This is a genomic window from Pseudomonas sp. SBT1-2 (assembly GCF_028640875.1).
Taxonomy (GTDB): Bacteria; Pseudomonadota; Gammaproteobacteria; order Pseudomonadales; family Pseudomonadaceae; genus Aquipseudomonas; species Aquipseudomonas chlororaphis_I.
On record NZ_JAQZAA010000121.1, the window covers coordinates 1 to 13230 of the forward strand.

A 13230-nucleotide genomic window follows, 5' to 3' on the forward strand; every position below is an offset into this window, starting at 1 on the left:
CACCGACGAGTACGCCCGGGTGAAGGTCCAGTTCCCCTGGGACCGCCAGGGCAAGCATGACGAATACAGCTCCTGCTGGATCCGCGTGGCGCAGGATATCGCCGGCGCCACCTGGGGCCACATGGCCATCCCGCGGATCGGCCAGGAGCTGATCATTCATTACCTGGAAGGCGATTGCGACCAGCCGATCGCCATCGGGCGGGTCTATAACCGCCTGCAGCTGCCACCCTACGAGTTGCCGCGGCACAAGACGCGGATGACCATCAAGAGCAAGACCCACAAGGGCGAAGGCTACAACGAGCTGCGCTTCGAGGACGAGAAGGACCAGGAGGAGGTCTACCTCCACGCCCAGAAAGACCAGAACATCCACGTCAACCATGACGAAACCACCTTCGTGGGCCACGACCGCAGCGAGCAGGTCGAACACGACGAGACGATCTCCATCGGCCATGACCGCAAAGAAACGGTGGGCAACGATGAGCAGGTCACCGTCGGTCAGGACCGGCGCCACGACATTGGCCAGGATGACTTCCTGACCATCGGCCGCAACCACACCCTCCGCACCGGCAAGGACCGCACTGAAGAGGTGGGCAACCACCGCCGCGACAAGACCGTGGCCAACCACTGGGTGAGCGTCGGCGGGCATCAGGAGCAGACCGTAGAGGGGCACTCGGAACTGCAGGCCGGCCAGGCCATCCGTCAGCGCTCCCGGGTCATTCAACAGCAGGCGGGTGAAATCTTCAGGCTGCGCGGCCCCGGCGGCACCATCACTCTGCACGACGGAGGCATCACGCTGGATGGCGTCGCCATCATCCTGAAGGGGCCGATGACGCAGCAAGGCGGCGGCAAGGGAAACTCGATGTCCCTGCAAAGCAACCTAGCCCCAGGGGAAGAGCCAGATGCCACCTACCTTCCCACTTTCTCTGGCGATGCCTAAGGACACAGAGCAGTCATGTCCACATTCAAGTTCCCGTTCAAAGACCAAGCCGGCAATGAAGTTCACAATGCGGACGTCTACTACGACGCTCTGACAATGGCATCGAGTGGCTACTATCCGTTGGGCCCTACGGGGGTTCATTGCGGCATTCACTATGAGTCGGCTATGGCCAACACTCTGGCACTCGCCGAAGGAATTCGGGCAATTGCAAAAGGCGAGGTCGTGGCCTATCGAGTGAATCGTAGCTACCTCTCTGTTCGTGGGCGGGCCAAGCCGCCAATGTCGGACAACGTGCTCTACAGCTCGGGCTTCGTACTTACTCGACACTCCCTCGAGTATCCCACAGGGAATAAGCTGACCTACTTCTGCCTTGCCATGCATCTTCGATCGTTCGAGGAGTACGAAAAACTGGGGGCCAAAGCTCAGCGGCCTTCGTACTGGACCTCCAAGATCTACCGCGTATCGCAGAAAGCGAACGACAAGCAAGATGTGACAAGGGGTTCTGCGGCGCCCGTCATCCAAGGGCTGCGTGTACGCTCCCAGCCTGCAGCCGGAACAACCCCCATTCAGGCCATTTTGCCCCCTGGTTCTCGCTTCATTGGCGGAGAGATCCGGAAGGGATGGGTCCATATCCAATCGATAATCGAAGGTATGGCAGCTCCCCCGAAGACAGGGGATGCCGCATTGGAGTCCAGCACCGTAAGCGGCTGGGTTCATCTTGCCATGCTGGAGGCTCAGTCTCAGGTGCCTGACGCATTTGACGAAGTGGTGGTTCCCAAGACCCCGATCAAAGTCAAAGCAGGTGCGTTGCTTGGTCACATAGGCGAGTATCGTCGTGTGGTCGATCCGAGCTCATCCCGGCAGATGCTGCACCATGAAATCATCGTGGGTGCTGACCTTCCCGCCTATCTGGAAAAGAGCAAAGCTGCAGCCAAGGCGGTCAAACCGGAAGAAAAGACAATTCTACGCATAGCCCCTGGAACCCAATTGCACAATGCAATGCTTGCTCCATCACAATTGGGAATCCTTAAGGCCGGTACAGTACTGGAACTCGACGGAACGCCCCAGGACGAGGCGATTTATGTGAAAGTCAAACCTGTAGCCGAACTGCAGTGGATTGAGCGAGCGGCAAAATTGCCGGCTGGAGCGCGAGAAGCAAAGCTTTATCGACACAACAACGCCAGCACCTATACCGCAGCGGAACTCGTTGCCGAAGCAAAACGTGGCACTGTCGGACAACCCGGAGCCACACAATATCGAGGCATCCTTGTCGATGTTGCCAGCAAGGCTTCGGTCTGGATTGCGGAGAACAACCATCGTGGCCTACACCTCCAGGGTAAGCAAAAATTGGTGCTGTCGGACCTTGATGGCTGGAGCAACTATCCACTCACCTTCACCGCCAACGGCTACAAGAATGGCAATATCCCTCATCAATTTGCGATTTCCGCCTTGGAGCATGCGCGCCCCACCACTCCAGACCCGACCTCGGAACCGATTGGGGTCGCCCTGGACGAAGCTGGGAACTACTGGTGGCAGGTCCAACTGAGAGACAGCACTACTTGTGCGACTGGCTGGGCCGGCGAAGCAGGTCACACTGGTATCAGCTTGCATTCGCCGCACGAATGGGTGGATTTCTCCATCATCGAATCTGAATCCCAAACGACAGCATACGGTAGCTACTTCCTTGCTCTGGCGGACACGGCAGCATTTCACCGCGGCGAGATACCGCTCAAGAAGAGTCAGCTGGATGCGCCTTTGCATCAGGTTTTTAGCATTCTGGACACACACCCTGACGGCAATCTGACCTTGGGTGAGCTCCAGGCGGCTCAACGTAGTCGCAGTACCGTACAGCAACTCTCGCGGATCATCCTGCGCTACCCCAGCGAGTGGAAGGCCGATCCGGAAGCTTGGAAGCAGCATGACGCTCAGGTTTCTCCCTCCGATATGCCTGCTTGGGAAAGTGAAAAGCAACGTATGGAGAAGTTAGCTTGGTGGGGTGCAATTGCCAGCACGGTGGAGGCATTACCTTCAGATACATCGGCATTCCATGTGCACCCCATATCTCTAATCGGGAACTTCCCAAAAAATACTAGGTGCATCAACTACAAGGTTATGTACGCCCCGAAAGGGCCAGCGTACAAAGATGATCAAATTGTTGGCCACAGCCATTACAAACTTCCCGTAGATCGAAGTCCAAATCGAGTAGCCGGAAACAGTCGAATTCATGGCGATGCAAGTCACGAGACGCAGCGACAAGTCATAGATATTCTGGTTGATACAACCAAAGACTACGATCTATCCCGAGATGACTTGGCGATGGTATTAGCAATAGCTCATGTCGAATCAGGATTTAACCCTGATGCCGCGGCCGGCACAACATCAGCATCGGGACTGGGTCAATTTACAGATGGAACGGCACTTGCGTACGATATTTCTTCTGATAGTCAGCGATTTGATGCGATAACTGGTGCGGAAGCACTGGTGAGGCATTACTTAGACAACAAAAAGATGGCAGCATCGCGATATTCAGGAAGAGACTTGTACGAAATGATCTATGCTTATCATCACGACGGCCCAACTCTGAGCTACGGTGGACGCGAGATATCAAGAAACGAAGTTATGCCAAAATATGACCTATATTTGAAGAGCATGTGCAAAAGCGTAATGGATTAGTCATGAAAAAAATACAGAAAATGGCTGTTGCTGCACTCCTAATTAGCTTCTCAATGGCGGCAATGTCTCAGCCGCCCCAAGCAACTATAGAAGATAAAGACCTTAGACCAGTGAGTCCTGATGTGAGGGAGGCTGTAACTAAAACCTCCTCGTTTAGGCCGTTCAGTCAATTGCATTGCAAGCTGATCGGAAAAAAAATATCCATAACCAGAAGAGAATCCATGCATTTTTTGACTACAGAAAATGCCTGTGGGTGGGGGGCGGCACTTGGCCCAATATGGTTGGTCAGGTCAACCCAACGCAGTAGAGAGCTCATCCTTAGCTCTGGAGGCTATTCGCTGCGTGCGAGCCCTCCATATACAAACGGGATGCCCGAAATTGAAATCAGTGGAGGTACCGCTGGGGTGCCACTGAAAGAGATACTTCGCTACGACGGAACACTCTACCGAACAATAAAGTAGCTGCTGCAGCCGCAGCATGGATGAGGCCACAAGTAACCCTGCATTATTTGAATGCGCGTTGAAATCACGATCATAAAACCTCGCCCTAGTGCCAGGAGCCACCTCAGCAGGCGTTGTCTTGTGGTCAGTTGCCATCCAAGTACGACTTCAACATACGTCAGGAAAGATAGATGGCCTCACTGACCAAACCAAAAAAGATAGTGCGTATCAGGTTTTTCACGACGTTGTTCGCACTTGCACTTCTGCTGCCTATCCAGTCATATGCAGACAGCCGTATGTCCCCACAATTTTCCGACTACCCGACACACACATACACTGGAGATCTGGTGATTCCCGCCTACCTCAAGAAAGACGGAGAAGTGTGGCGGGACGACATGGGAAAGATTGTATCGCCACCTGCAATAAATACAGCCGGAAGATTCTACATGACTCCGCACAGTTGCGGGACGTCATGCCGGTACTATACCCTTAATGATCTTTCCAATGGGGAAGAGTCTCAGGAGCTTGTCCGATTTTCTAACGATGGCGCCGTTCCAAGAAAGACAAAGGATGGTCGTGACATTGTAATTGATATAACCACTCGACCAGATAGCTCGCTAATCTTGGTTCGCTACTATATCGACCGCCCAGACAGTCCTCCAGAGTGCAAGGCAAGCTATTTCGCCCTCAATTCCAGTGGAAAATCAATAAGGCCAGTCGCCCAGTCGCTTGAGTGTCCCGAGAATTAATATAGGCTGGCGTTTAAAGCAAATTCGACCAACCCGATTCCCGGAGCAACCAACTACTATAGCCCCACGGCGCAAGCAAGCCTCCACAAGTCTAAGCCTAATATCTATCCAAGCACGCCCTCCTTCGCCATTCCCAAGAAACGGGTACAAAATCCAAGTGGAGTGAGGAATGAATATTATCAGCTCTATAAACCGTAGGCGTTGGCCGCTATTGGCGGCCCTGTTTTACCTCAGCAGTTCTTACGGCTCACCACTGATGGAGGAAACCAACTTCCCCAACAGCCAATATCAGATATTTTCGCACTGCGGCATTTCTGAAAATTCGCAGAGTTGCGAAATATACTCAGTTAGCAAAGGCGGGAAAAAGAAGATAATTGACTACCCACTTCCACCATCTTCGATTAGATTCGAAAACAATATATTCGTTATTGCCTTTCCATGCGGCACGCAATGCTCAGCAACCTATTTCTATAACGTGAAAAAAGGTTTGAGTGGTCCGTTTCCGCTTGTGGTCGACTATGACCTCCAGCGAGGCTTTGCTCTGGGAGTGGCCAAGAATCCCATTCAAGTATATAGACTGTTTCGGGCAGAAGACGAATCTTTGGCTGACAGTATAACTCTGGATCTTCCTCGAAATTCAAGATTTGACCCTAGTTTGATTATCGAAGCGAGAATTAAGGATGACTCGATACTCATAGAGTATGTTAACGACAAGGATGAGAGAGTTACCACTTCGCGACCACTTCCAAAGTGAGCCTTTAGCTTCTTGGAAATCCAATTTCCCTTAGGGGATAGCTCATGTAATCTGAGCTCAAGCGATACTGATCGCACTGGCAGCTCTCGACTACCTTGCGCCGGTTTTCACTGGCAGCCTGAAAGGTCTTTTTGGAAACGACCGCCCGCATCCAGCTAGCTAGGTGCGGACGGTCGGCGTTTACGCCTCTTGCTTCACCGAAAAAGTATCGGTGCATGTGCCGGCGGCCTTGCCTTCAAGGAATATTCCTTGGTGGCGGGCTAAGTAGAGTCAATTCCATCGGTGCTCTACCTGTATCAGCGGTGCGCTTTCCTGTCGAATGGCCTTGAGCGCCATCCTCAAGCAACGTTTGCGGCAGGGAGAATCCCTTGAACAGCGGCTGGGTGAAGGGGTTGTTGGCCTTCTCGGTGCTGATACGGTAGCGCATGCCGCCGTCCGCAGCGGCGAAGCTGATGTCGACACTGTTACTGGTTGCGCCGTTCAGGCGAGCCTGGCTCAGCAGACGGTACAGCGACCACGGGCCGCGATATACCAGGCCGCTACTGCTACCGCCCGCGTGGACCAACGTCATGCGGCTTTCGTTGCTGGGGGCCAGGGTATTCGGCCAGATCAGTGCGGTGCTGGTGGTTGGTCCGTGGTTGTAGGTGACCAACTGGCCCTCCACGCTCAGGGAACTGGTGCGCTTGTTCGGCGCCATGCCCAGCGGTTCGACGTAGAACTGCACACCCAGCGTGCCGCGGCTGTTGAAGAATGCATCGCGGATCTTCTCGGCCGCCTCCAGTTGGGTCAGCACGTCGGTGCGCACTAGGTAGCCGCCCAGACGTTCGGAGTAGAGCGCTTCCAGGTTGTCCTCGATGAACAGGTTGAGGTACTTCTCACGGAATTGCTGCAGCTTTCCCTGTGGGCCAAAGAACGCAGTGAAGTCGTCCAGTGCCACCTCTTCCCGGCTGGCCGGGTTGAACGGATAGCGACTGGCCAGGCGCTCACGGTAGAAGCGATATACATCGGCGTCCCAGCGGCGCTCCAGCTCCCGCAGCGCCTCCACCAGGATCACCCGCGATGACTCATCGGCCAGCTTACCCACCTGATGGTTCAGCGGCTCAGGCAGGCCCGCTGCGATTCGCTGCAGGTTGCTGATTGGGTCAGGTCCTTTCAAGCCGAAGCGCTCGAGCACAACACTGAGGGCAGTCTTGCCGCGGTCCGGACTGTCATGCACGGTGCGCACCTTGTCCTGGACGCTGCCGATGGCCAGCATGGTTTCATCCAGGTACGAGGGGCGATCGCCCTTGGCCTCCAACAGCTGACTCATGGGCGCGAACGCCCGGGCGATCCCTGGAAGCGGAGTAGCCTCTGGCAAATCGGCTTCGCCAGCGGACTTTTCCAGCGCAGTCACGGCTTGGCCAGCGGTGTCCTTGCCAGCCGGAGCGGCGACCGCCCGGAGCTTGGCACCCAGTTCGCTATTGTCGCGCACCGTTTCCACCAGCCGTCGCAACGGCGCCGCCGGGCTGGTCACACTGCCCAATACGTTCACTGCCTCGGCGAGATCCTGGAAGTCACGCACTTCCAACTGGTTGAGGTTCTGCTGCCAGGTATCGATGTAGTCTCGGCTGTAGATGGCCCGTATCCGTTCGGCCAAGGCACGTTTGTCGGCTTCGGAGTAGTCGATATTGCGGCGCTCGCCCAGCGCCCACTGGTCGATCATCGCCAGCTCGGTCAGGTCCTGACTGTGCGGTGCGAAGTAGCTACGATAGCCCTTGGCTGTCAGCAGCGCGTCAATGCGGCCGTCAGTGGGGCGCTGCCCCTCCTCGCCTCTGTCAATCGTTTCGGGCTGATAGACGACGTCAAAGGCCGGGCCGATTTCATTGCGCAGATCCAGTGGTGCACGCAGTGTTTCACCGGCCTGACGACGCATGGTCATGTACACGCGTTGCGGCAACGGGATCTGTCGCAACTCGCGCTGCACCGCAGACACACGTGACTGGTACTGAGGCAACCGGGTATCGGCATACTTCATCGCATAGTCCAGGTGACGCATCAACGCGCGTTGTACCTGGTCTTCGCCGGGAAATGCCTGGGCCCATTGCTCTCCCATCCAGCTCTCGACCACCGGCGGGCGGCGGTTGGCTCGATCTTCGATCATGCGGTAGACGCGCAGGGCCGCCAGTTGCTCGTCGCTGTCCACGGCAGTACCGTCGAGCTGCTCCATCACGCCACTGGCTAGGGCGGGTAGGAACCGCTGGGACAGCAGTGTGAGGTAGGCCTGGTCAACCTTCGGTCCGATCTGCCGCCCTTGGTACAGACCGAGGTCCGCCACCAGTGGCCACGCATCGCGGTAGTCGCCATAGACCGCTACCGCGCTGCTGATCTGATCCAGTGGCTGTAGCAGGTTGCGGCCGGTGGGGTCGAGCTTGCCGTCGATGGCATGGGCACTATAGGCGCGGCTGCGCTCCAGCACGTTCATGGCTTTGTCGCGGTTCACTGCGTAGTAGTGGTACCAACCGCCGATCAGCAGGGCGCTACCCACCGAGGCGACGCCGAAGCGTAGGGCCAGGGCCCGCCTCTTGTCAGCCAGAACCCGTGGATTGTCCCCCGCCAACCCTGACTCAGGGTAAATCACACGCTGGAACAGTTGCTGAGCGAAGTAGACCATGGCTCGCCCGCTGGGGTGCATGGTCGGCACGGGCTCACGAATATCGTAGTCCTGCGAGGCGGATGCCACAAAGGCGTTGGTCAACACCCCTTGCTGGTACACCGACGACAGGTAGACACCACGCGGCAATGCAGGGGTGACGTAGCGATCGCTACCCAGGATGGCGGTCAGGAACTCCATCAGTAACGGGCGCATGCCCGTCAACTGTCGCACCAGGGAATAGAGTGCTTCGCGCTGGGGCAGTTCGCTCACGTCGGCCAGGGCGTCGAATACCTGCTCGTTCAGGCGCTTGAGGAATTCGTCGTAACGTTCGCCGAGTTCATCGCGCCAGGCATCGTAGTTTTGCAGCGAGTCGAGGGTGAACGTGAAGCCGAAGATGTCTTCGCGCACAGATTTGGGCAGCCGCGCGAAGAGCGGTTCGAACCCCTCAAGCAAGTCGAACTTGCTCAGAACCACATACAGAGGCGGTCGGGTGCCGAGTTGGCGGCTGAGTTCAGCCAACCGGGCGCGCAGCAGCGAGGCAAGCGCCTTGCGGTCGCTGGGCTGCTGATTGAGTAAGGTGACTAGGCTGACGATCAGCACGACGCCATTGAGCGGCCGACGGCTCCGGTTGCGTCCTAGCCAACCGACAAAGCTGTCCCACAAGCGTGGATGGAGATTCTCGGGCAGGAAGGGATGTTCTTCTTCCAACAATCCCGGTGGGGCGCTGTCCTCACCGGAGACGACCTGTTCCAGGTTCGCTAGCACCCGCGGCTGGCTGATCAGTTCGCCCGGCGGATCGATAAGCACCGCCTGATCGCCCATCCACCAGTCGATGCGGTAGATCCTGTCGGGGTCCTCGTCCATTCGCCGGCTACCCGCCTTCACCTCGCCGGTCAGCGAAAAGCTCTGGCCAGAGCGATTGACGAAACTGGTCTTGCCCGCGTTCTCCTGCCCCAAGACCAAGTACCAGGGTAGTTGGTAGAGCGCATTGCGCCCCTTGAGGTTGGCCTGGAGGACTTCCAAACTTCTGTCCAGATCGCGCTCCTGGGCCTCTACGTAGCGTAGGCAAGGGTCCAGTTGGTGCTCCTGTTCCTGACTGCGCTCAGCTTCCAAGACTCGGTTGCGTTGGCGCAATCGGGTAATCCAGAACAGCAAGGGAATGATGAGCAGAACGATGGTGACCAACACGCGGGCGGCTACGCCAGCCAGGGGCTGGTACTCACCCCAGGTCCACTGAGGTCCCAACCACCAGACGCCCGTCAGGGCGAGTACCAGAACCAGCAGCAACGCCAGGGGCATCCCTTGCCTGGCCCAACCCAGGACGGGCCGGCCATAGCGCTTCAGGTTCGACCAGATCTTAAACATGAGGTTGCTCCTAGTTCTTGTGTTCTGTAGCTGGTTGCGTGTGCCGTTCAAGCACGCCGAAAAGGTCCGGTTCCCATTCGGGTGCCGACGCGCCTTGCATGATTTGATGTGCGCGGGCATACAAGCCGTCGGCAAGCCAGGCCAACCCGCGCATGCCGAGCAGCTCGGCAGCAATCGTCATGACATGGCAGCCATGACGCGGATCTGCCGACTCCTGCTGGATTGCTTCGAGCCGTTGGAGCATGGATTCCACGCCGCTCGTCTCCAGCGTATCGCGCAGTTCATCGCGCAATTTTGGGTACTCCTGACCAGCCCCGAGATTCGCACTCGCTTCGTTGGCACCACTGATCCAGGACTGGGTTTCGCCATCGACAAAGGCGCGGCCATCGGAAAACTGCAGCTGTACCAACGCCGGCAGCTTTGCGACAAAGCGACCAGTGGCCTGGCGGATGGCTTCTGCTACGTTGGGCATTTCGAGGCGCCGGGCGATGCTGGCCGCCAGATAGCTGCCACGCAGCCAATAGGGAGAAGACGCGATGCTCTTCTCGACCCGCTGCAGCAACACAGGATCGACGGCATTTGCCTTGAGCGCTTCCCAGTACGTTTGGGCGGTCTCCGCGGGAACAGCCATCAACTCGGTACGCTGGGTATCTTTACGAGTCGATGGAGCAACGCTCAGATGCGCCCAAAGGGCAAAGCGGCGCAGCAGGTAGCCCGTCGGATCATAGGCATCCTGCTGATTAATGATGTCAGCCACAGAAAGTAGGGAGCGGCGCGTTTCACGCTCGTTGCCCAGCTCCAGGGCGACAGGTGTGAAGAAGGATTCGGAGATCCCTACTGAGGGAGAGGAAAACTCCCGTTGTGCCTCAGCCAGCTCTGGTGCTCTTGTGGCTTCGGCCTTCTGCCGCAACTGGCCTTCCAGCCGGGTCAGGGTCGCCGTGTCGAGCTGAGTGTCCTGGGCGGTGCGTTGTAGCTTGTCCAGCGCCTGCTGCCCGGCCTTGTAGTACTCCTCGGCGAATCCAGTTGCATCGAGTTTTGCCAATGCCTCACCAAGACGCTCGAGCTGTTGCGCCATCAGGCGCCGCTTGGCAGTCAGGCCTGAGGGGCCGGGCTTGGGGTAGCTGCTGTCCCAGTACTGACCCAGCATGCCGGCCAGTACGCCTGCCGCTTCGGCCCAGCCGCGCCAGCCTCCCGCGCGCATGCGCGCGGTCGCCAAATGTGCGGCGATGCGCAGATGCTTGCAGCGGGCGAGAAGATACTGGCGCGATGCGGAATCCACATAGCCCCAATCGATGGTGGCCTCTTGCAGTCCACCGAGCTTCATCATTTCGGTGTCGACGCCCTGGTAGGCATTATCTTCTTCATCGAAATCGCCGGCGGGATGCTCGGGAGATATCGGGGATAGAACGACATCCAGATCGAGTACAGGCAGAGTGTTCACCAATGGCAGGCCTCGCGTTGTTGCACCATCAACTCGTGCAGCGCAGAAGCATCGAAGGACAATCCGTCGAACGGGGCATGGTCGCTTTCCAGCTGCAACTGCCGGGCGGGGCTAGTCAGGTGGCGAAGCTGTTCGATGGCGACGAGGCCGCGGCCGGCGTCCGTCACCGTGCCATCGTCTAGAACCTGCCAGGGTCTGCTTACGGAAATGGGTCGACCGTCCAACAGCATTCGAATATTCACGCGGTTGACGTCGAGCGGTTGCGCGGTGAGCAACTGCAAGCGCGAAATGTTCTGCAGGCAACTGATCGCCAACAGTGGCCGGGGCTCCGCGCCGCCCATCGCCGGCGCGGAAATCACGACTTTGGTGCGCCCGGGAAGCGACTCTTCGACGCGCAACAGCAGCATCCCAAATTGTTCTGCTTTGCGGCGGGACTCATTACGCTGTGCGAACGACACGATATCCGGCACACGGGCCGGAGCTGGCTGTTCGGCTTTCGGTGCCAGGGGCGCGACCACCGGCGAAGGCGGTGTGCCCGACGCCGCATCGAAACATGCAAGGCGCTCGAGGGGCGAAACGATGGTGGTGCAATCGCGCCCGGCAGCCACCACATCCTTTCCCGCATCACAACCCGCCAGAATCGTAGCTGCCAGCAGCAGTGTCCCAAATGGCCTCATCTCGACTCCTCTCCATTCAAATTCAAATCCAGGCACTTGCGTGCCAGGGTGCGTTTCGGGATGCCCAGGCTTTGCGCTGCCAGTCGTCGCGAACCCGATGCCTGGCGCAGTCGGTCTTCCAGCAGCGAACGTTCGAACGCGGCCACAGCGGCGGGCAGGCTGTCGGTATTCCAGAGGTCCTGAAGGGCAACTTCACCGGAGTGTTTAGTCCCAGGCAGTTGGCCCTCCTCAGTCAGCTCGACCAACCGATTGGTCTGAATGCGCTTGCCCGGAGGCGTCCGCTCCGCGGCAGCGAGCACCAGACTGCGCAACTCTCGGACATTGCCCGGGAAATGGTGCCGTTGCAGCCGTGCGATAGCGTTGTCAGAGATGCCAGTGATCCGCCCTGGGTACGCCCGGTTGTGTTCCAGCAGGATGTGCGACACCAGCGCCGGCACATCTTCAATGCGCTCGCGCAATGGCAGGATGTGCAGGACCAACTGACGAATCCGGAAGTACAGGTCCTCGCGAAACTGGCCGTCGCGCACCAGTTCAGGCAGAGGGCGGTGAGTGGCGCAGATCAGTCGGAAATCCGAAGACTGCTCCCGAGTGGCTCCGACTGGCCGAAACTTCTTCTCATTGAGCAGCCGCAGCAGCGTGCCTTGCAGGCTTAGAGGCATGTCTCCGATTTCGTCCAAAAACAGGGTGCCGCCGTCAGCCTCGGCTACCAGGCCGGTACGATCCTGAGTTGCGCCGGTGTAGGCGCCGCGGGTGGCGCCAAACAACTCCGCCTCGATCAGGTCCTTTGGGATGGCCGCGCAATTCACCGGCACAAACTTGCCTTTACGCGAAGAGGCCTGGTGAATAAGCCAGGCAACATGATCCTTACCGGACCCTGTTTCGCCTGTGACGAGTAGCGACAAGGAAGAGTCGGAAAGCCGGATCATCTCCTCCCGTAAACGCCGCGCAGCCTGTCCTGTCCCCACCAGCCCAGCGGATAGCAATCGCCGACGCCCACGCTCTTCATCTTGCTGGTGTTGTGCCGCTTGGCGCGTCTGCGCCAATTCGTCTGCGCCGCGTCGATCCAAGAGGCCTGTCAGAATCACATCAAAAAGCTTGCAAAGCTCCTGCCAGGCAGGGTCGGCGGTCCAGACCCGAAGCGCTGCCGCCTCCCCCGTCAACAGCAGTACCGCAGCAGGCTTGCGCTGCACATCGAACAACGGAAAGATCTGCCACGCGTCACTGCCCGCCAGTCGTTCACGAAGGTCTTCGTACCCCCGCCCGACGCCAATCAAGGCATCAAGGCGATCGACGCGACGGGGCTTTCCGGTCATTAGACAGTAGACGAGTGGGTTCTCGAGTTCCTGCAGTTGCAACACTGGGAGCTGATCGAGTGCGGTTGCCCAGCTTGCGATGGGCCGCATGCTGTCCCCCGCCGCTTCTCGCCAATAGCAGATCCCACAACTAACCCCTGCCGCAGAGCAAGCGGCTTTGAGGAAGCAGTCGGCCAGGGCTGCGACGCCCTCTGCCTGGACCAGTTCCCGTGCAAGCACTGCCGCATCCTGGGCATTCAGGGACATTCC

Annotated in this window: 9 protein-coding genes; 5 read left to right on the forward strand and 4 right to left on the reverse strand. The window is 58.1% G+C overall.

What is annotated here, in order from left to right:
* From PVZ78_RS31560 to PVZ78_RS31580, 5 genes are all read left to right on the forward strand, one after another.
* A partial coding sequence (locus tag PVZ78_RS31560) for a type VI secretion system Vgr family protein (protein WP_273829798.1) occupies positions 1-937 on the forward strand: 937 nt, incomplete at its 5' end.
* A gap of 15 nt (positions 938-952) precedes the next feature.
* A complete protein-coding gene (locus tag PVZ78_RS31565) occupies positions 953-3610 on the forward strand; it encodes a lytic transglycosylase domain-containing protein (protein WP_273829799.1) in 2658 nt (885 codons plus the stop codon).
* A 2-nt stretch (positions 3611-3612) separates the two neighbouring features.
* Positions 3613-4071 carry a hypothetical protein gene (locus PVZ78_RS31570; RefSeq protein ID WP_273829800.1) on the forward strand — a complete coding sequence of 153 codons (459 nt, stop codon included), beginning with the start codon at positions 3613-3615 and terminating at the stop codon, positions 4069-4071.
* 170 nt (positions 4072-4241) lie between these two features.
* Complete coding sequence (locus PVZ78_RS31575; protein WP_273829801.1) at positions 4242-4799, forward strand: hypothetical protein; 558 nt, start codon at positions 4242-4244, stop codon at positions 4797-4799.
* A 169-nt stretch (positions 4800-4968) separates the two neighbouring features.
* Complete coding sequence (locus PVZ78_RS31580; RefSeq protein ID WP_273829802.1) at positions 4969-5553, forward strand: hypothetical protein; 585 nt, start codon at positions 4969-4971, stop codon at positions 5551-5553.
* Between the two features lie 235 nt (positions 5554-5788).
* Here the strand turns inward: PVZ78_RS31580 and tssM are convergent, their stop codons facing one another.
* Genes tssM through PVZ78_RS31600 form a run of 4 tightly spaced genes read right to left on the reverse strand, consistent with a single transcriptional unit; the run spans position 5789 to position 13227 of the window.
* Positions 5789-9550: a type VI secretion system membrane subunit TssM gene (gene tssM, locus PVZ78_RS31585; protein WP_273829803.1), complete on the reverse strand. Its 3762-nt coding sequence runs from the start codon at positions 9548-9550 to the stop codon at positions 5789-5791.
* 10 nt (positions 9551-9560) lie between these two features.
* Entirely contained in the window at positions 9561-10991 is a 1431-nt protein-coding gene (gene tssA, locus PVZ78_RS31590; RefSeq protein ID WP_273829804.1) for a type VI secretion system protein TssA, read from the reverse strand.
* Complete coding sequence (gene vasI, locus PVZ78_RS31595; RefSeq protein ID WP_273829805.1) at positions 10988-11668, reverse strand: type VI secretion system-associated protein VasI; 681 nt, start codon at positions 11666-11668, stop codon at positions 10988-10990. Before vasI ends, tssA begins: the two co-directional genes overlap by 4 nt.
* Positions 11665-13227, reverse strand: coding sequence for a sigma 54-interacting transcriptional regulator (locus PVZ78_RS31600; protein ID WP_273829806.1), 1563 nt, complete (start codon positions 13225-13227; stop codon positions 11665-11667). The genes vasI and PVZ78_RS31600 overlap by 4 nt, the downstream gene beginning before the upstream one ends.
* Positions 13228-13230 lie beyond the last annotated feature (3 nt).

What these genes read in the sequence shown, in the direction of transcription:
- PVZ78_RS31565 (WP_273829799.1), top strand. Translation starts at nt 953, where the DNA reads ATGTCCACATTCAAGTTCCCGTTCAAAGACCAAGCCGGCAATGAAGTT.
- PVZ78_RS31570 (WP_273829800.1), top strand. Translation starts at nt 3,613, where the DNA reads ATGAAAAAAATACAGAAAATGGCTGTTGCTGCACTCCTAATTAGCTTC.
- PVZ78_RS31575 (WP_273829801.1), top strand. Translation starts at nt 4,242, where the DNA reads ATGGCCTCACTGACCAAACCAAAAAAGATAGTGCGTATCAGGTTTTTC.
- PVZ78_RS31580 (WP_273829802.1), top strand. Translation starts at nt 4,969, where the DNA reads ATGAATATTATCAGCTCTATAAACCGTAGGCGTTGGCCGCTATTGGCG.
- tssM (WP_273829803.1), bottom strand. Translation starts at nt 9,550, where the DNA reads ATGTTTAAGATCTGGTCGAACCTGAAGCGCTATGGCCGGCCCGTCCTG.
- vasI (WP_273829805.1), bottom strand. Translation starts at nt 11,668, where the DNA reads ATGAGGCCATTTGGGACACTGCTGCTGGCAGCTACGATTCTGGCGGGT.
- PVZ78_RS31600 (WP_273829806.1), bottom strand. Translation starts at nt 13,227, where the DNA reads ATGTCCCTGAATGCCCAGGATGCGGCAGTGCTTGCACGGGAACTGGTC.